16 protein-coding genes and 1 riboswitch are annotated in these 18,996 nt (G+C 59.7%); of the genes, 8 read left to right on the top strand and 8 right to left on the bottom strand.

Annotated features, from left to right (window positions below; translation table 11 throughout):
- The first annotated feature begins 265 nt into the window (after positions 1–265).
- Positions 266–1,996 (top strand): ABC-F family ATP-binding cassette domain-containing protein, encoded by a 1,731-nt coding sequence (locus ACMGGK_RS10920; RefSeq protein ID WP_151254557.1) that lies wholly within the window; start codon positions 266–268, stop codon positions 1,994–1,996.
- 47 nt (positions 1,997–2,043) lie between these two features.
- Complete coding sequence (locus tag ACMGGK_RS10915) at positions 2,044–2,469, top strand: GNAT family N-acetyltransferase (protein ID WP_049299312.1); 426 nt, start codon at positions 2,044–2,046, stop codon at positions 2,467–2,469.
- Here ACMGGK_RS10915 and ACMGGK_RS10910 read toward each other — a convergent pair.
- Together ACMGGK_RS10910 and ACMGGK_RS10905 are read right to left on the bottom strand one after the other, a co-directional pair.
- Entirely contained in the window at positions 2,459–3,091 is a 633-nt protein-coding gene (locus ACMGGK_RS10910) for a TetR/AcrR family transcriptional regulator (RefSeq protein ID WP_028127437.1), read from the bottom strand. The genes ACMGGK_RS10915 and ACMGGK_RS10910 overlap by 11 nt on opposite strands.
- A gap of 22 nt (positions 3,092–3,113) precedes the next feature.
- A complete protein-coding gene (locus tag ACMGGK_RS10905) occupies positions 3,114–6,218 on the bottom strand; it encodes an efflux RND transporter permease subunit (protein WP_016927644.1) in 3,105 nt (1,034 codons plus the stop codon).
- Positions 6,219–6,397: 179 nt separating this feature from the next.
- Here ACMGGK_RS10905 and ACMGGK_RS10900 point away from each other — a divergent pair, with 179 nt between their 5' ends.
- On the top strand, positions 6,398–7,243 hold the full coding sequence (locus ACMGGK_RS10900) for an inositol monophosphatase family protein (RefSeq protein WP_049299313.1): 846 nt from the start codon (positions 6,398–6,400) through the stop codon (positions 7,241–7,243).
- Here the strand turns inward: ACMGGK_RS10900 and ACMGGK_RS10895 are convergent.
- The 5 genes from ACMGGK_RS10895 to ACMGGK_RS10875 all read right to left on the bottom strand — a co-directional run bounded on the left by ACMGGK_RS10895 (position 7,186) and on the right by ACMGGK_RS10875 (position 12,131).
- Positions 7,186–8,562 (bottom strand): cation diffusion facilitator family transporter, encoded by a 1,377-nt coding sequence (locus ACMGGK_RS10895; protein WP_049299315.1) that lies wholly within the window; start codon positions 8,560–8,562, stop codon positions 7,186–7,188. The two genes, ACMGGK_RS10900 and ACMGGK_RS10895, sit on opposite strands and share 58 nt — an antisense overlap.
- A gap of 26 nt (positions 8,563–8,588) precedes the next feature.
- A complete protein-coding gene (locus tag ACMGGK_RS10890) occupies positions 8,589–8,768 on the bottom strand; it encodes a hypothetical protein (RefSeq protein ID WP_004938106.1) in 180 nt (59 codons plus the stop codon).
- A gap of 107 nt (positions 8,769–8,875) precedes the next feature.
- Positions 8,876–8,968: a protein MgtS gene (mgtS, locus tag ACMGGK_RS10885; protein WP_004938109.1), complete on the bottom strand. Its 93-nt coding sequence runs from the start codon at positions 8,966–8,968 to the stop codon at positions 8,876–8,878.
- Positions 8,969–9,097: 129 nt separating this feature from the next.
- Positions 9,098–10,120 (bottom strand): magnesium transporter, encoded by a 1,023-nt coding sequence (locus tag ACMGGK_RS10880; protein ID WP_049299317.1) that lies wholly within the window; start codon positions 10,118–10,120, stop codon positions 9,098–9,100.
- Positions 10,121–10,195: 75 nt separating this feature from the next.
- Positions 10,196–10,369, bottom strand: a riboswitch (M-box (ykoK) riboswitch).
- A gap of 142 nt (positions 10,370–10,511) precedes the next feature.
- Positions 10,512–12,131 (bottom strand): ABC transporter substrate-binding protein, encoded by a 1,620-nt coding sequence (locus ACMGGK_RS10875; RefSeq protein ID WP_420276880.1) that lies wholly within the window; start codon positions 12,129–12,131, stop codon positions 10,512–10,514.
- A 412-nt stretch (positions 12,132–12,543) separates the two neighbouring features.
- Between ACMGGK_RS10875 and ACMGGK_RS10870 the strand changes: the two genes are divergently transcribed.
- The 4 genes from ACMGGK_RS10870 (at position 12,544) to ACMGGK_RS10855 (ending at position 16,976) form a co-directional block, all read left to right on the top strand.
- Positions 12,544–13,560: an iron ABC transporter substrate-binding protein gene (locus ACMGGK_RS10870; protein ID WP_004938115.1), complete on the top strand. Its 1,017-nt coding sequence runs from the start codon at positions 12,544–12,546 to the stop codon at positions 13,558–13,560.
- Between the two features lie 33 nt (positions 13,561–13,593).
- Positions 13,594–15,177, top strand: coding sequence for an ABC transporter permease (locus ACMGGK_RS10865; protein WP_031299659.1), 1,584 nt, complete (start codon positions 13,594–13,596; stop codon positions 15,175–15,177).
- Positions 15,174–16,211, top strand: coding sequence for an ABC transporter ATP-binding protein (locus ACMGGK_RS10860; RefSeq protein WP_337055290.1), 1,038 nt, complete (start codon positions 15,174–15,176; stop codon positions 16,209–16,211). Before ACMGGK_RS10865 ends, ACMGGK_RS10860 begins: the two co-directional genes overlap by 4 nt.
- A gap of 219 nt (positions 16,212–16,430) precedes the next feature.
- The gene (locus ACMGGK_RS10855) at positions 16,431–16,976 is read left to right on the top strand and encodes a cysteine hydrolase family protein (protein WP_420276879.1); all 546 of its coding nucleotides are present in this window, start codon (positions 16,431–16,433) and stop codon (positions 16,974–16,976) included.
- 45 nt (positions 16,977–17,021) lie between these two features.
- Here the strand turns inward: ACMGGK_RS10855 and ACMGGK_RS10850 are convergent, their stop codons facing one another.
- The gene (locus ACMGGK_RS10850) at positions 17,022–18,518 is read right to left on the bottom strand and encodes an alpha/beta hydrolase (protein ID WP_049299326.1); all 1,497 of its coding nucleotides are present in this window, start codon (positions 18,516–18,518) and stop codon (positions 17,022–17,024) included.
- A gap of 221 nt (positions 18,519–18,739) precedes the next feature.
- On the opposite strand from ACMGGK_RS10850, the gene ACMGGK_RS10845 reads away from it, so the two are divergent.
- Positions 18,740–18,988 (top strand): CsbD family protein, encoded by a 249-nt coding sequence (locus tag ACMGGK_RS10845; protein ID WP_016927634.1) that lies wholly within the window; start codon positions 18,740–18,742, stop codon positions 18,986–18,988.
- Positions 18,989–18,996 lie beyond the last annotated feature (8 nt).

Below are 18,996 nucleotides of genomic sequence, written 5' to 3'. Positions count from 1 at the left end.
GCGGCGCGGCGTAAAGCGCTCTATACTCCTGCCACCGATTAACCTGCAACCAATAAAAGGAGACTTACTATGCTGACGTGTGAATTGGTTTTTCACTCACACTTCTTTGGTAATCGTCGCCGCTCAAGCATTACCGGTATCGTGCTGCGATAACCCAGCTTGAGCGAAGCTTACTAAAATCCAGGATCTTCCCTCCGGCTTACCGGGTTGTCGTCAGCGATGTTTGACGATAGGCATTGCCATGCCTGTAACTCTTGAGTAAGCAATGAGCACATTACTGTCTGCACAATCTGTCGGTTACGACAACGCGTTCGGCGTCCTGCTGAGCGAGATATCCTTCAGCCTGAAAAAAGGCGACCGCATCGGTTTGATCGGCGATAACGGCTGCGGCAAAAGCACCCTGCTGCAAATCCTCAGCGGCGCCCTGCCTGCGCACACCGGAACAGTGACATTGTCACATCAATGTCTGATGGCGCGCATCGAACAGCACCTGCCGCCTGAACTGCACGCCTGCTCCCTGCTGGATGCCGTGCTGGCGCAGTTGCCTGCGGGCCAACACCTCAGCGAGCGCTGGCGCTGCGAAGCCTTACTGGCGGAGCTGGGATTTGAATCAGAGAGCTGGACATTGACCGCCGGCACCCTCAGCGGCGGCCAACATACGCGGCTGTTGTTGGCGCGTGCGCTGATCCGCCAGCCCGACCTGCTGCTGCTCGACGAACCCAGCAACCACCTGGATCTGCCCACACTGCTGTGGCTGGAACAGTTCTTGCGAAGCTGGAACGGCAGTTTCGTGCTGGTGTCACACGACCGCCATCTGCTCGATCAGGTGACCAACTGCACCTGGATCCTGCGCGACAAAACGCTGCAGTTCTTCCGGTTGCCCTGCTCTGCGGCGCGCACCGCGCTGGCGGAACAGGACGCCGCGGACGAACAGCGGCGCCACGCCGAGCAAAAAGAGATCGACCGGGTGGAAAAAAGCGCTAAACGGCTGGCGGTCTGGGGCAAGGTCTACGACAACGAAGATCTGGCGCGCAAGGCCAAGCAAATGGAAAAGCGCGTCGATCGGTTGAAGGAAGAACAGACCACCCTGACCGCCGGCAGCCCGTGGCGGCTGCGGCTGCAGGGAGAAGCGCTGGACGCCGATCGTCTGCTGGCGCTGCCGCACTGGGCGGTGCGCCCGGCGCCGGATGCGCCGGTGCTGTTCAACCTCGAACATCTGCGCGTGAAAAGCGGCGATCGCATCGCCATCGTTGGGCGCAACGGCTGCGGCAAATCGTCGCTGCTGCGTCTGCTGTGGCGCGAGTATCAGCAACAAACGCAGCGTCCGGCGCTGTTCCATCCGCGGGTGCGCATCGGCTATTACGATCAGAGCCTGCAGCAGCTGCGCGATGAAGACACGTTGAGCGAAGCGCTGGCGCAGTTCGCGCCGCTGACCGAGGAACAGCGGAAAATGGCGCTGATCGGCGCCGGGTTCCCTTACCTGCGCCACCATCAGCAGATCCGTTCGTTGAGCGGCGGCGAGCGTTCACGGTTGCTGTTTGTCGGCCTGACGCTGGCCAACCATTCGTTGCTGCTGCTGGACGAGCCCACCAACCACCTGGATATGGCCGGCAAAGAGGAGCTGGCGGAAACGTTGCGTCAGTTCCCCGGCGCCGTCATGCTGGTCACCCACGATCGGATGCTGATCGAACAGAGCTGCAACCGCTTTTGGCTGATCGACCAGCAAAAATTGGAGGAGTGGCACGATCTGGCGCCGGTGTATCAGCGCCTGGCGGGCGAAACGCCGGCTCTGCCGACGGCGGGCAAGGCCGATGCAGATACCCCAACGCCGGACGAGCGATTGAAAGGCGAAGAAGCGCTGTTGACCGCCCTGTTTGCCCTCGAAAGCAAACTGGAGGCCGATCTGGCGCGCAAGCCGAAGCACCAGAAACCGGAGCTTCAGGCGCGCTGGCGCCGCGAGATTGCCGACATCACCGCCCGGTTGAATCTGGGCTAACCTTGACAGGCCGCCATCCGGCGCCCTGTTTTTTGACGGAGTGCGACATGGCATTTTCCCTTGAGCAAGCCTCGCTCGCGCAGCGGCCGCTGCTGGCGGCCATGCTGTCCGATTGCCTTCGCGAGCTGGGCGTCGATGGGGATTACCCCTATTTGCCGCTCTACTGGCGCGAGGCCGGCCGCTACCCCTATTTGATGTTGAGCGATCGGCAAACGGCCGGGTTCGCGTTGGTCAGGCGTCTCGATAGCGCCACCGTCGAAATGGCGGAGTTCTACATCAAGCCCGAATGGCGACGCAACGGGATGGGGCAACGGGCTGCCCGCGCCTTGTTCGCTCGGCATCCCGGCGGTTGGTCGCTGTCAGTCAGCCAGGATAATCCGCGCGGGCTGGCGTTTTGGCGGGCGGCGATACCAGCCGAGGCTCTACATATGCAACAAAGCACCAGGCTCACGTTCTCTTTCGTTATTCGGTAATGGCAGACGGCGAATATTGCCAGGCCAAAAGAAACGCGGTGATAGCCGCTTCGGTCATGTGTTGCAATTGTTCCGGCGTCGGCCACTGGTCGGATAGCAAAACCGCGGGCAACGGATACCCCATAACCGCGCCCAGAAATGCCATCGCCTGCGGCTGCGCATGGACAAATTGGATTTGCCCATGCTGCCGCGCCTGTTCCAATATCCTCACTAACGCCTGAAGCACCCGCCCGGCATTGCGTTCGCGCAACGTGGCGTACAACTCAGGTTTCTGCAATAGTAGTTGCACCAGCAACCGCTGAAAATGCACGTTCTCAACGCTGAAAAAATGCGCCTGAACCACCGAGGCGAAACGTGCCAACACCTGCGGTAAATCCACACTCTCCTGTGCCAGAATGCTGGCAATTGGCGGCTGCATCTTTTCGATAAGATGGTTGAACGTCTCCAACACCAAGGCATCCTTGCTCGGGAAATGGTTATATAAGGTTTGACGGGTGGTTCCCGCCTCGTTGGCTATCTCGTCCAAAGAGATGTCCAAGCCCTGCTGCAAAAACAGAACGCTGGCGGTTTCCAGTATCCGCGGCCTGGCCTTCATCGGCCTTCCCGGTTGACGGTTGATCATATTATCTCCCCTGCCCAGAGGCTCATTTTCGCGCTTTAAGTCGTGCCAACCCTTGTTTAGTCAGAACAAAAAACAGCGGTACGAACAATAATGTCAGCAGTGTGCCAGAAATCATGCCTCCTATCACAGCAATACCGATTTCGCGCCGGCTGGCGGCCCCGGCACCGACAGAAAGCGCCAGCGGGATTACACCAGCGACAAACGCCAATGAAGTCATCACGATGGGCCGCAGACGCAATCGCGCCCCTTCCAATGTCGCCTGCAACAAAGCGGATCCCGTTTTTAGCTGTGTTTCAACAAACTCGACGATCAGGATCGCGTTTTTCGCCGCCAGACCAATCGTCGTCAACATTCCCACCTGGAAGTAAATATCGTTTTCATACCCCGCAAGGCGTGCGGCAACAACGGCTCCGATAATCCCGAGGGGAATGATCAGCATCACAGACAACGGAATAGACCAACTCTCATACAGCGCGGCAAGACAGAGGAAAATGAACAACACCGAAGCTAGATACACCATCAGTGTTTGCCCGGCGGCCAATTGCTCCTGATATGAGAGCCCACTCCACTCAAGGCGGTAGCCGTCTATATCGCCGATGATACTCTGCATACGCGCCATCGCGGTGCCGGAGCTTTCTCCCTCGGCTGCCGTCCCCTGTAACTGCGTGGCCGACAGCCCGTTAAAGCGCTGAAGCATTTGTGGGCCTGAGAGCCAACGCGTAGTCGCGAAGCTGGCAAAGGACGCCATGCTGCCGCTTTCACCACGTACAAACCAACTATCGATATCATCCGGCGCCGAGCGCCAGGCCGCATCCCCCTGCATGTAGACCCGCTTCACGCGGCCGCGATCGATAAAATCGTTAATATAAGCACCTCCCCATGCGGCAGAAAGCGTGTTAGTGATGTCAGCCTGCTGCAGCCCTTGTGCGCTAGCTTTTTGCTGATCGATATCGACCTGCAATTGCGCTTTATCTTCGAGGCCGTTTATGCGCACCGCCGTTAACAACGGATCTTCGGTGGCGGCGGCGATCACCTGCCTCTGAGCAGCTTGCAGCGCGTCATGCCCGACGCCGTTTTGATCTTGTAACCACAATTCAAATCCACTGGACTGCCCCAACCCGCGCACCGCCGGCGGCGACAACACATTGATCTGCGCGTCACGATAGCTTTTGAAATGGCGATTGGCGCGGCTAATAATCGCCTGCGCGTTATTTTCATCACCGCTGCGTAGCGACCAATGTTTCAGTTCGGCAAACGCCATACCGACATTCTGACCACTGCCGGCGTTATTGCGCCCGACAACCATGAAGATTACATTCAGGTTGTCCCGCTCGGCGGTCATGAAATAGTCGGCGATAGCGTCAGCAGTCTGTTGCGTTCTGGCCATCGGGGCACCTGGCGGCAGAGAAAACTGGACCATTACCGAGCCCTGATCCTCAACCGGAAGAAAACCGGTAGGCATACGCAGATATTGCCAGATCATGAAACTAACCAGCAGCAGCGCCAACAGGCAAAAACGCCCCTTGCGCGCCATCACATGGTTCAATCCCAGTCCATAACGCCGCTGCCCGTATTCCACCAGGCGGTTAAAGCCGCGAAAAAAACGGCTGCGCGGCCGGTGCACCGGCGGTTTCAGCAAACCGGCACACAGTGCCGGCGTCAAGGTCAACGCAACTAAAACCGACAGCACCATAGCCGCGACCAGCGTGATGGAAAACTGTCGGTAGATCATCCCGGTTGAACCGCCGAAAAATGCCATTGGAATAAATACCGCCGAAAGTACCAGCGCGATGCCGATCAGAGCGCCATTGATCTCCCGCATCGAAAGCAACGTCGCCTCGCGCGGTGGCAATTGCGCCTCCTCCATCACGCGCTCAACGTTTTCAACCACCACAATCGCGTCATCTACCAACAGGCCGATCGCGAGCACCATGGCGAACAGTGTCAAGGTGTTTACGCTGTAATCCAACAGCGCCAAAACACCGAAGGTGCCGAGCAACACTACGGGTACCGTAATGGCGGGGATCAACGTGGCGCGCCAATTTTGCAAAAACAGATACATCACCACAATCACTAGCGCGATCGCTTCCAACAGCGTTTGTACGACGCCTTCAATGGAAACCAGTACGAACGGCGTGCTGTCTCGTGGATAAGCCACCTGCAACCCCGGTGGAAACTGCGGGGCCCTGCGATTCACTTCGGCCCGTACCCGCTCTGCCACCTCCAGCGCATTGGCGCCGGAAGCCAACTGAATCGAAATACCCGCCGCCGGGTGACCATTGAGGCGCGTTTGGTTTTGATAGTTTTCCGCCCCGATTTCAACACGAGCAACATCGCGCAAATACACCGCCGAACCGTCGGTATTGGTACGCAGAATAATATCCTCAAACTGTTCCGGCGTTTCCAGCCGCGATTGTGCGGTCACGGTCGCGTTCAACGACTGGCCTTCCATCGTAGGCAAGGCTCCGATCTCACCGCTGGTGACCTGGGCATTTTGCGCTTCGATGGCGACCTGCACGTCAGACGGCATCAAACCATAGCCGCTCAGTTTGATCGGATTGAGCCAAATGCGCATAGCATATTGGGCACCAAACACCGTCGTCTCCCCGACGCCATCCACCCGGCTCAGCGGATCTTGCAGCGAACTGACCAGAAAATCATTGATATCAACGCTGTCCATACGGCCTTGCGTGTCGTACAGGGCAACCACCATTAGGCTATCACCCTGCGATTTAGTCACAGTGATGCCTTGCTGCTGCACTTCTTGCGGCAATCGCGACGTTGCTTGATTGACCGCATTTTGCACTTGAACCTGAGCAATGTCCGGATCGGTTTGTTGTTCGAAGCTAAGGCTGATGCGAGCCTGGCCCGCCGAACTGCTGGTTGATGAGAAATACAACAGGCCATCGATGCCTTTAATTTGTTGTTCGATAATCTGAGTCACGCTGTCCTCTACCGTTTTGGCCGAAGCACCGGGGTAATTGGCTGTCACCGTGACACCAGGTGGCGCGATGTCGGGATATTGCTCAATCGGCAATGTCCAGAGCGCCAGAGCACCCGCAGCCATAATGCAGATGGCCAGCACGGCCGCAAACACCGGTCGAAAGATGAAAAAATGCGCTAGCATGCCTGACCCCTCTGATTATCTTGCTGACGGATGCTTTGATGGTACGTTTAACAATTAAATTTACTTTACAGTAAAGTAAATAAATCAAATCAAGCCTGAAATCAAGCAGGAATAGACACCGTATTGTCATCTGACTATGGCACCCTGCACACTAAACTTTGTTTGGAATACTGCCTGCCATGACTTCACTTTCCCCACGGGACATCGAGGCGCGCTACCGCTTTGCACGCGAGATCGCCCGCGCCGCCGCCGATCTCGCCTTCAGCTTTTATCAACGGCGGCAAAGTCTGGCCGTCGAGTTTAAACAGGGCCTGCAGGACGTGGTCAGCGAAGCCGACCGCCGCGTCGAAGCGCTGATCCGCCGCATGATCAATCGCCGGTTTCCCCAGGACGGTTTTCTCGGCGAGGAAAGCGGCGGCACCGACGATAACGCCTCCTGCGTATGGGTCGTCGATCCGATCGACGGCACCGCCTGCTTCCTGAACGGGCTGCATACCTGGTGTATCGCGATAAGCGTGGTGATCGACGGTGAGCCGACGATCGGCGTGGTCTACGATCCCAACCACCGCGAGATGTTCCGCGCCTGTCGCGGCCAAGGCGCTTTCCTGAACGGGGAACCGATCGCCGTGCATGCCGGGCGCAGCGTCGCGGATGGCGTGATGGGCGTCGGGATTTCACCGCGCGCTTCGGCGGCGGAATTCAGCGGCTTTCTCTGTCGCCTGCTGCAGACGGGAGGGATGTTTGTGCGCAGCGGCTCCGGCGCGTTGATGACCGCCCAGGTGGCCGCCGGACGGCTGCTGGGCTATTACGAACCGCACATGAACGCCTGGGACAGCCTGCCTGGGCTGGTGCTGACGCGCGAAGCCGGCGGCGTGACGAATGACTTTATGCACCACAACGGGCTGCGACGCGGCAACCCGCTGCTGCTGGCCAACGCGGCGCTCTATCCGCAGTTGGCCGAGCTGATTCAGACGCCGGGCTTGATCGGCTCGACGTGCCCTATCGCGCGTGAGATGGCCGGATAAAGCGCGCGCAGCCGCCGCTCGACCCGATCGACCGCATCGTGCGCGGCGGCGATGGTTACCGCCGGCGACACCCGGCAGTGGAAGTTGACGATGATGCCGCCGTCGGTTCTGCGCGCCCGGATGTTGTGCACGTCTTGCACCTTATCCCCCTGCTCCAGCGCCGACTGCAAAATCAGCCGGATATCGGCCAGCTCGGCGGCGGAAACATCCTCGCTGGCCAGCCAGTGCGGCGTCTGCGGCTCCAGATGGGTCTCTATCTCGGTGTCCTCGCCGATCGCCTGACGTAGGATCCCTTCTATCTCCGTGGCGATATCATGCGCCTGCGCCACGCTGGCGTTGGCCGGCACCGCCAGATCCATGCCGATCGCCATGCGCGTCGGCAACTGCTGCAAGGTGACGTTCTGCACCTGCGCGCCGTGATTGGCGGCGATCGCCCGAATGCGCGTCGCCATGTCTTCGTCGCTGCGGGTCTGCGGCACCGCGATGACGGTAAACTCCGCCTTGGCATACTGCTCCCGCAGTCGTTCGACGATTTCTCGCTTGAGCGCATCGATGCGCTCCAGCGGCAAGGTGCGGCACACCGCCACCGTGATCTCGACAAACAGTACGGCGCCGGCGTTGCGAATACGCACGCTGTCGCAGGCCAGCACCGCCGGGAAGCTGTCCAGCGTGGCGCGAATCGCCTCGGTGGCTCCGGCCGGCGCGGCATCCATCAGCGAGTCGAAGGAGCGTTTACCCAGTTTGATTGCCGCGACAAAGATAAAACCGGCGACGATCAGCGCGGCGATGGCGTCCGCACGGCCAAAGCCCAGCAGCACAAACACCATGCCCAGCAGCACCACGCCGGACGAAAGCATGTCGGAGAAGAAATGCAGCGCATCCGCCTCCAGCGCCGCGCTGTCGGTCGCCCTGGCGACGCGGTTGAGCGCCCGCACGCGGAAAAAATCGACGCAGATGGAAATCAGCAGCACCGCGATCACCACCGGCGCCGCGACGATCTCATGCGGCTGCCCAAGCAGGCTGCTGCCCGCCTCGTAGACGATCCAACCGGCGGCACCGAGCAACAGCAACACCTCGAACAGCGCCGCCAGGTTTTCCACCTTGCCGTGGCCGAAGTGGTGATCGTCATCGGCGGGTTTATCGCTGATGCGCACCGCCAGCCAGGTGATGCTGGTGGCGATAAAATCGGTGAAAGAGTGGATCCCTTCGGATATCAGGCCAATACTGCCGGTAAAAATGCCGGCGACGAATTTGCCCGTGGCCAGCAACCCGCTGGCGATCATCGAGTTTCTGGCCACGGCCTGTTTTTCATTTTGCATGATGCAGCTCACATTCGGACGGTGATTTATTTTTTTACTTTAGAGGATAATTGCCAGACAAAGGCGATCAGCAGCATACTGCCAGAGAAAGTCAGCATGAGGCTAGTAAGAAAATTGGATTTTCCGGTGGAATAAAAATAAATCTCATTCACCCCCACCGAAATCATTAAAATGGCGTAGAGCAATCCCAGAATAAGAATCGTCATTATTATCAACTCCCGTTTTAGGCTGCGCGTTCAGCGCGCCGCTAAATCCTCCCCATAATAAATAGCGATCACGGGGAGGATGCATCTAGGCGGATCTTTAGCGTTCATTAATCATCCCATTTGGTGCTCATATAGGCCGCCAACAGGCCCAGCGAGCTGATCATTGCCAGGAATCCCATAAAAATAGTCATGTTTCCCATTATTTTGTCCTCAGGTTAAATGTTATCGATAAAATCCCCTTGCGTTAAATATCGGGGTTGGTCGGCGTCCATGGTTTTTAACGTCCTCCTCAGGTTTGTCACATTTCCGCCCTTTACGGGCGGAGCGGTTTAAATACCCAAAACGTGTTGGGCGATTTTGAAATAAATAATCAGGCCGGTGCCATCGATAAAGGTGGCGATAAACGGCGCCGACACCACGGCAGGATCGATGCCGAGACGTTTCAGCAGCATCGGGATGATCGACGAAACAATGGCGCTCCACACGGTGATCGCCACCAGCGACAGGCTGACCACCAGCGTCACCTCCATGCCGACGCCCATGATCCAGGCGCGCACCCAGGCCGCCAGACCGATGGTGACGGCGATCAGCAGCGAGGTCGTGACCTCCTTGCGGATCACCGCGCCCAGGTTGCGCAGGCTGACCTCGCCCAGCGCCATGGCGCGCACCAGCGTCGAGGTGATCTGGGTGCCGCTGTTGCCGCCGGTGCCGATCAGCAACGGGATGAAGAACGCCAGCGCAATCGCCGCTTCGAGCTGATCTTCAAACGCTTTCAGCACGTTGCCGGTGTAGGCTTCAGCGACGAACAACATCAGCAGCCACACCGAGCGTTTGCGCCACAGCGCCCACGGGCTGGTCTCCAGATAAGGCTTGTCCAGCGGCAGGCTCGCGCCCTGGCGTTGTGCATCCTCGGTGTTTTCATCCTCGACCAGCCGGGCGATCTCACGCTCGCCCAGCACGCCGACCAGCGTGTTATTGGCCACCACCGGCACCACGTCCAGCCCCCCTTTGCCCAGCAGATGCGCCACGTCGTTACGGTCATCGTCGGGTGAAACCTGGAAATAGCTGTAATCCATCATTACACCGACGGCTTTATCCTGTTCTTCGCACTGCAACAGTTTTTTCACCGACAGTGTGCCGCGCAGATGATAATCGTCCGCGGTAATAAATACCCGGCTGGGAATTTCGTCCGTTTTGAGCTGTGAAAGTAAATATTCCCGGGCATGATTGACCGTCATCGTTGCGGGAACGGTAATAAAATCGGCGTTCATATAACCGGCGACCGAAGTCTCGTCGAGAGTTTCAGTCGCGTTCAGCGCCGGAGAAGAAGAGTATTGATGTGACTTGATCATTTTGTCAGTCCCTATTTCTGTTGTGAACTTCAACAGCGAATCGCATAGGGGCGTAACCACAGAGGGAGTGCAGACTGCCTATCTCCGCGTCCAGGTTTTAGCACTATACAACGTATCCGAGTTGTTGCTCGGAAGTTACTTTGGGCTGAACCTTAATCCGATAAAGCCTGTCTTAACCTTGGGCATCTCTCGATGTCGTCAGATCAGTAACCTGTGTTTGTATAGGAGCCTCGCCAAACGAGATACTGCATATAAACTACCGGCGCAGTATAGGCGTTGTTTTATCCGGCGGAAAGAAAAGATTGCCCGTCGTTTATGGAGTATTTAGGATAATGTTAATTAAACGGCCATTTATAAAAACGGCTGATATAAATCAGCCGTTTTTTATTTTTCAGTGTTCGAGAATGTAGACGTTTTTATCGTATAAGGCGCCCTGACGAGTAAAGTCGATCCCCTTCACGTAAGGTTTGATGAGCGTGGCGTTGGCTTCGTAGTACACCGGCGCGACCGGCGTATCGACGGCCAGCACCGCCTCGGCCTGCTGGAAATATTGCTGCACCTGCTGCGGTGTCGGCGCCGCCGTCGCCTGATGCAGAATGCGATCGTACGCCGGATTGCGGTATTTGGGGCTGTTCTCGCTGCTGTCGGAACGGAACACGTTCAGGAAAGTAGACGGATCGTTGTAATCCGCCAGCCAGCGGGTAAAGGCCACGCCGTACTGCCCGCGGTTGATATTGTCCAGCGTGACTTTGCGCTCCTGGCTTTGCAAGGTGGCCTCTGCGCCGAGGTTCTTTTTCCACATGGCGGCGGCGGCGATGACGATCTTCTTAATGGTGGCGTCATTGCTGTACAGCACGGTAAAGCGCAGCGGATGCTCGGCGTTGAAACCGGCCTGCGCCAGCAGTTGCTTCGCCTGGGCGTGGCGTTGTTCCGGCGTCAAACCGGCCGCGGCGCCGGGCTGCAGGCTATAGCCGCCCGCCCCGGTTGGGGTAAAGGTCCAGGCCGGCTGCTGGCCGTATCCCAACACTTTGCCGGCGATAATCTCTTTGTCCAGCGCCAGGTTCAGCGCCTGGCGCACCCGCACGTCGTTAAACGGCGCCTGGCGGTTGTTGAAGGCGAAATAGCTGGTGGAGAGCAGCGGATAGGTCACCAGCTGTTGCTCGCCGAGCGTTTTTTTCAGCTGCTGATACAGCTCCGGCGGCGTGGTATACCCCAATTCAACCTCACCGGCGCGAAAACGCGCCACTTCAGGGAAGCCCTGGATCGGCAAGAAGATGACCTTGTTGAGCACGGTATTGGCGTTATCCCAATACTGCGGGTTACGTTCCACCACCACCTTTTCGTTCACCACCCACTGGCTGAGGCGGAACGCCCCGTTGCCGACAAAGTGCGCCGGCTGCGTCCAGTTTTTGCCGTACTGCTCCACCACCTTGCGGTTAACCGGCAAAACCGGGAAATGCACCAGTTGCTTGAGCAGATAGGAATTAGGCTCCGACAGCGTCACCTGCAGAGTGTGCGCATCCAGCGCCTTGACGCCCAGCTCGCTCGGCGGTTTGCTGCCGGCGTTGATCGCCGCCGCATTCAGCACGTAGGCCGAAGCCAGATAGCTGCCGTACGGCGAGGCGGTTTTCGGATCGGTGAGGCGCCGCCAGCTGTATACAAAATCGTCGGCGGTCACCGGATCGCCGTTCGACCATTTGGCCTGCGGCCGCAGATGGAAAGTCCAGACGTTGCCCTGATGCTCCCACGTCTGCGCCAGTGCCGGGATCACTTCACCGTCTTTTCCGACGCGCAGCAAGCCTTCGAACAGATCGTTGAAGATGTAGAACTCCACATTGCTTTCGGCCAGGTTTGGATCCAGCGTCGCCGGTTCATACCCGTTGGCGCGCACCAGTTCTTGCACCGCCGCCAGTTTAACGCCTGCCGGCACCTCTGCGGCATGGGCAGCCGTAGCGTTAAAAGCCAGGAGGATTAAACCAGCCAGTTTCTTGCCATAAAATGAATATTTCACGTCGATATCCCTGATTAGTGTTTTATCGCGTTTAATATGCAATGAGGCAGTGGAATAAATTAAATCATTAATCGCTATGAGTCATAACCAAAAGCGGTGTTGAATTTCTTTCATTATCAAAGAAGTACTGGCGACAGAACGATGAAAAACACGAGGATAAACGCGGAGACCGGCATTGCCGTCAGGAACGCCGTGAACCGGCGGTGACATAAATTCAGGCAATCAATACAAGATTATTCCAGCCGAAGCTTAACTTATCCTTAGGGCAATTCATTTTGTGAGCGATCGTCAAAAATAATTTAATACGAATCGTTTTCACTATCATTATTGATGTTCTTGGCTAAAATCGGCCTGCTTGCGCTCGCCAGGCGATATTCGTTTTCTTCATTCGAACGCTAAAAAGGATAACTGCATGAAGCTGCGTATTTCATCTCTCGGCCCCGTCGCCCTGCTCGCCTCCTCGATGATGCTGGCCTTTGGCGCTCAGGCGGCCTCCGCCGACCAGGGCATCGTTATTTATAACGCCCAGCATGAGAATCTGGTGAAATCCTGGGTCGACGGATTTACCAAAGACACCGGCATCAAGGTGACGCTGCGCAACGGCGGCGACAGCGAACTGGGCAACCAACTGGTACAGGAAGGCAGCGCTTCACCTGCCGACGTGTTTCTGACGGAAAACTCCCCGGCGATGGTGTTGGTGGATAACGCCAAGCTGTTCGCCCCGCTGGACGCCGCCACGCTGGCCCAGGTGGAACCACAATATCGCCCAAGCCACGGCCGCTGGATCGGCATCGCCGCCCGCTCTACCGTGTTTGTTTATAACCCGGCCAAACTGAGCGACGCGCAGCTGCCGAAGTCACTGCTGGATCTGGCCAAGCCGGAATGGAAAGGCCGCTGGGCCGCTTCGCCGTCGGGCGCCGATTTCCAGGCGATCGTCAGCGCGCTGCTGGAGCTGAAAGGCGAGAAAGCCACGCTGGACTGGCTGAAAGCGATGAAAACCAACTTTACCGCCTATAAAGGCAACAGCACGGTGATGAAAGCGGTCAATGCCGGCCAGATCGACAGCGGCGTGATCTATCACTACTACCCGTTCGTGGACGGCGCGAAAACCGGCGAGAACAGCAACAACATCAAGCTGTATTACTTCAAACATCAGGATCCGGGCGCCTTCGTCAGCATCTCCGGCGGCGGCGTGCTGGCTTCCAGCAAGCATCAGCAGCAGGCGCAGGCGTTCATCAAGTGGATCACCGGCAAACAGGGCCAGGAGATCTTGCGCACCAACAACGCCTTCGAATACGCCGTCGGCGTCGGCGCGGCCTCCAACCCGAAACTGGTGCCGCTGAAAGATCTGGACGCGCCGAAGGTAGACGCCGCGCAGTTGAACAGTAAGAAAGTTGTCGAACTGATGACCGAGGCGGGCCTGCTGTAAGGCCCGCCGGCAAACCGAGAGTTTTTGATCGTTATGTCAAACCTGAGTACCCACGCCGCGCAGACCGCGCGGCGTTATTCTGTTGTCCCCCGTCACCCGCGGCCAGGGGCGATCGTGGTGGTCAGCGCCGTGTTGCTGTCGTTGCTGGCGCTGCTGCCGTTGGGATTCGTTATCGGCGTGGCGGTTGAAACCGGCTGGCAAACGGTCAAAGCACTGGTTTTCCGCCCGCGTGTGGCGGAGCTGCTGTTGAATACCCTGCTGTTGGTGGTGCTGACGCTGCCGATCTGCGCCGTGCTGGGCGTGGCCCTGGCCTGGTTGACCGAACGCACCACGCTGCCGGGCCGCCGTCTCTGGGCGGTATTGGCGACCGCGCCGCTGGCGGTGCCGGCCTTCGTGCAAAGCTATGCCTGGATCAGCCTGGTGCCGTCGATGCACGGCCTGGGCGCCGGCGTTTTCATCTCGGTGCTCGCTTACTTTCCGTTTATCTACCTGCCTGCCGCCGCCGTGCTGCGCCGCCTGGATCCCGGTATCGAGGACGTCGCCACCTCACTCGGCTCCCGGCCGCCGGCGGTGTTTTTCCGCGTGGTGCTGCCGCAGCTGAAACTGGCGGTCTGGGGCGGCTCGCTGCTGATCGCGTTGCACTTGCTGGCGGAGTATGGCCTGTACGCCATGATCCGTTTCGATACCTTCACCACCGCGATCTTCGATCAGTTCCAGTCGACCTTCAACGGCCCGGCGGCCAACATGCTGGCCGGCGTGTTGGTGCTGTGCTGCCTGGGGCTGCTGTTGCTTGAGGCGATAAGCCGTGGCCGCGCACGCTATGCCCGCGTCGGTTCCGGCAGCGCCCGCAGCCAAACGCCGCGCCGCCTTTCGCCGCCGCTCGCCGCGCTGGCGCTGCTGCTGCCGATCGCGCTGACTGCGCTGGCGTTGGGCGTGCCTTTCATTACCCTGGCCCGCTGGCTGTGGCTGGGCGGCCTCGACGTATGGCGCAACGCCGATCTGTGGCCCGCGCTGTGGCAAACGCTGTCGCTGTCCGCCGCCGGCGCGCTGCTGATCACCCTGTGCGCCATTCCGATGGCCTGGCTGTCGGTACGCTATCCGGCCCGGCTGTATCGGGTGCTGGAAGGCTGCAACTACGTGACCAGCTCGCTGCCCGGCATCGTGGTGGCGCTGGCGCTGGTGACCATCACCATTCACAGCTTCCGGCCGATTTACCAGACCGAAATCACCCTGCTGCTGGCGTATCTGCTGATGTTTATGCCGCGGGCGCTGATCAATCTGCGCGCCGGTATCGCACAGGCGCCGGTGGAATTGGAAAACGTGGCGCGCAGCCTGGGCAAATCGCCGGCGCAGGCGTTGTGGAGCACCACGCTGCGGCTGGCGGCGCCGGGCGCCGCTGCGGGCGCGGCGCTGGTATTCCTGGCGATCGCCAATGAACTGACCGCCACGCTGCTGCTGGCGCCGAACGGCACCCGCACGCTGGCCACCGGCTTCTGGGCGCTGACCAGCGAGATAGACTACGTCGCCGCCGCACCTTATGCGCTGATTATGGTGGCGCTGTCATTGCCGCTCACCTGGCTTCTTTATTCTCAATCTAAACGCACGGCGGGACTATGAGCACGCTCGAACTGCACGGTATCGGAAAATCTTACAACGCCATCAGAGTGCTGGAACACATTGACCTGCAGGTTACCGCCGGCAGCCGCACGGCGATCGTCGGCCCTTCCGGCTCCGGCAAAACCACTCTGCTGCGCATCATCGCCGGCTTTGAAATCCCCGACGGCGGCCAGATCCTGCTGCAGGGACAAGCCATGGGCAACGGCGGCGGCTGGGTGCCTGCGCATCTGCGCGGCATCGGTTTCGTTCCGCAGGATGGCGCGCTGTTCCCGCACTTTACCGTCGCCGGCAACATCGGTTTTGGCCTCAAAGGCGGCAAGCGCGAGAAACAGCGGCGCATCGAGGCGTTAATGGAGATGGTGGCGCTGGATCGCCGTCTGGCGGCCCTGTGGCCGCATGAACTGTCCGGCGGGCAGCAGCAGCGGGTCGCGCTGGCGCGCGCTCTGTCGCAGCAACCCCGGCTGATGCTGCTGGACGAGCCGTTCTCGGCGCTGGATACCGGCCTGCGCGCCGCCACCCGAAAAGCGGTGGCCGAACTGCTGACGGAGGCCAAAGTAGCGTCGATCCTGGTCACCCACGATCAGAGCGAGGCGCTGTCGTTCGCCGATCAGGTGGCGGTGATGCGCAATGGCCGGCTGGCGCAGGTGGGCGCGCCGCAGGATCTTTATCTGCGCCCGGTCGATGAACCGACCGCCAGCTTCCTTGGCGAAACGCTGGTGTTGACCGCCGAACTGGCGCACGGCTGGGCCGACTGCGCACTGGGGCGCATCGCCGTCGACGATCGCCAACGCAGCGGCCCGGCGCGCATCATGTTGCGCCCGGAGCAGATTCAAATCGGTTTGTCCGATCCGGCGCAGCGCGGCCAGGCGGTGATCACCAGCATCGATTTCGCCGGCTTCGTCTCCACCCTCAATCTGCAAATGGCCGCCGACGGCGCGCAGCTCGAGATCAAAACCGTCAGCCGCGAAGGCCTGCGGCCCGGGGCGCAGGTCAGTCTCAACGTGATGGGGCAAGCGCATATTTTCACCGGCTGAGAGTGTGGGGAGCGACCCTTGACGTTCCCCTCGCCACCGCGCATTATCAATGGCATGAATCGCATCGCGCACGCCCTCACCACCACCACCGCAACCGCCACGCAATGGCGGGCTGCACGGGTGCGCAACAGCTAACGACGTATCCCCAAGCCCCGCCAGCCATGGCCGGGGTTTTTTATTTCTCCGTGCCCGCCGGCAATTTCATTACGGAGAAGACCTATGCCAACTATCCCCGCACCGCGCAGCGCCCTGCTGGTTATCGACATGCAAGTCGGCCTGTTCGCCTCGCCGGACGATCCGCCGTTCGCCGCCGAAACCCTTCTGGCGAAGACCCATGCGTTGATACGCGCCGCACGCGTGGCGAATGCGCTCGTGGTGTTTATTCGCCACACCGGCCCGGCAGGTTCACCTATCGCCGTAAACAGTCCGCTGTGGCAAGTTCACCCCGATCTCGACACCGATGCGCAAGCCGACTGGTTCATCGATAAAACCCATCCCAGCTGTTTTTACCGGACTGGCCTGGCGGAGCGGCTTAAGCAAGCCGGCATCGGTCGGTTGGTGATTTCGGGAATGAAAACGCAATACTGCGTAGACACCGCGTGTCGGCGCGGCGCGGAGTTGGGATTTGACCTGGTGTTGGCCGCCGATGCCCATAGTTGTTCGGACACGGCGGCGCTCAGCGCCGACGCCATTATCCGTCACCATAACCAGACCCTGTCGGGGCCGTTCGTGACGCTGGCGCTGGCGGAAGAGGTGAAATTCTAAAACACGCGCGACTTGGCTGTCAGGCCGGGCCAACGCCCGGCCTCCTCAGCGGCAAATCTTGTCGCGGCGCGGCTTTTTCGGCGCCAGCAGATAATCCACCACGCTTTCGTCAACGCAGCTGTCGATACCGTTCAGCGCCAGCGTATGCCCGTCGCGTTCGCGGGTGATCAGCGGGCTTTTAAAGGCGGCGGCCATCGCTTGGGCATTGCGGTACGGCGTGGTCGGATCGTAGCGCTGCGCGACGAACAGCAGCGGCGGCAGCGCGGCGGACGCCACCGGGGTGTGCGGCCGATCTTTGCCGCGGTACGGCCACAGATCGCACATTTCCAGCGGATACTCGTGCAACGGCAGGTAGTGAGCGTACAAAGCGGCGGTATTGATCTCCTGCCGCTGCCTGCGCAACTGCTGCGGATCGGCCGTCGGGTTGGCGACGTCGGCGCAGGTGATGACGTTCAGGGCGTCATCGGCGTCCGGCGAATAGCTTTCGTCAATCAGATCGGAAACCTGCTGCCCGGCGATGCCGGCATCGAGTTGACGCAGCACGGTCGCCAGCTCATGCCAGCGCTCCGGCCACAGCAGCAGCGAACGCGTGACCGTCAGCACGTCGTCGGCGGAGATTTCATAGCCCGCGGCGGTAACGAACGGTTGATCGTGCAGCTTGCGCAGTAAGGCATGATAGCGCTGCAGCGCCTGATTAGCGCCGCCGCCCAGCTGGCAGCTGTCGGTTTTGCCGCAGTAGGCGGCGAAGCGCAGGAAGCTTTGCTGGAAGCCCCGCTCCTGGTTCATGCGCTGGGTGAAATCGTCCTCCGCCAGATCCACCACCCCGTCCAGCACCAGCGCGCGCGTTTTCTTCGGAAAACGTTCGGCATACAGCGCCGCCACCTTGGTGCCGTAAGAGTATGCCACCGCCGTCAGCCCCGGTTCACCCAGCGCATGGCGGATCGCGTTCAGATCGTTGACCGCCTCGTCGGTGCCGATGTGTTGCAGCACGTCCGCGCCGGTCTGTTTGATGCAGGCGGCAATCAGGGCGCGCGTCTGATTCTCCGCACCGGCCACGTCGTTGTCGTCCGGTTCAGGGAGTTCGTCACCTTCGGCCACCTGACAGGAGATTTTCGGCGTCGATTGGCCGACGCCGCGCGGATCGTAACCGATGATGTCGTAGGATTTACGCAATCTGGCGACGTGGGCGTCGTTGCCTAAATAGGGGTTGATGCCCGGCAGGCCCGGGCCGCCGCTGATCGTCACCACGCTGCCCTTTTTCGGCCCGGTGGCGGGCAGCAGGGTCAGCGCCAGGCGCACGGTCTGTTCACCCGCCGGCACCGTCTGGGCGGGCGGCGTGGCGTACGCCAGCGGCACCTCGAGATAGCCGCAGCGCAGCCCCGGCGGCGGCGCCTCATCGAACCAGCGCTGAAAGCCGCTGTTGAGACAAGATTGCCAACGAATGCCGTTCCCGGCCGCCGCCCCGTGGAGCGCAGGCTTGGCCTGAGCGGGCAACGCGGCGGCGGTCGCGGCGAGCAGCGCCAGAATACGCAGTACTGACATGGGGAGTCCTTTCAACTCAACGAATCGGTCAAAGGGTAAAGATTCTCGGTTAAACCGCTAGCCAATAGAACATAAAAAAACGCGCGGGTGAAGCCGACGCCGCGCGTATGGAAAGACTTTTCTTTGCTCAGATTGATCTTATAACGCACAGAATGCTGCAAAAAATGCCATTCACCTGCTAGGCTTAGGGTTCGTTAACCCACAAGGAACAGGAGAGCAGCATGTTTGGAAAAGCGGAAGACAAAGCCAATGAAGCCGCAGGCGCGGTACAAGAAGCGTTCGGCAAAGCCGTTGATTCTCCGGAGCATCAGGTGCGCGGCGCGGCGCGCAAATACGCCTCCCAGGCCAGCTATGCCGCCCGAGACGCGGCGGATAGCGTAAGAACCCAGGTGGAAGCCAACCCGCTGGCCGGCGTAGCCGTTGCGGCGGCGGTCGGCATCGTTTTCGGCTTCTTGCTGGGACGCAAATAAGCGGCGAA

This window comes from Serratia sp. BNK-33-b (assembly GCF_048684565.1).
GTDB lineage: Bacteria > Pseudomonadota > Gammaproteobacteria > Enterobacterales > Enterobacteriaceae > Serratia > Serratia marcescens.
The sequence above is the reverse complement of the archived record's forward strand: the minus strand, read 5'-3'. Positions and strand labels throughout refer to the sequence as shown.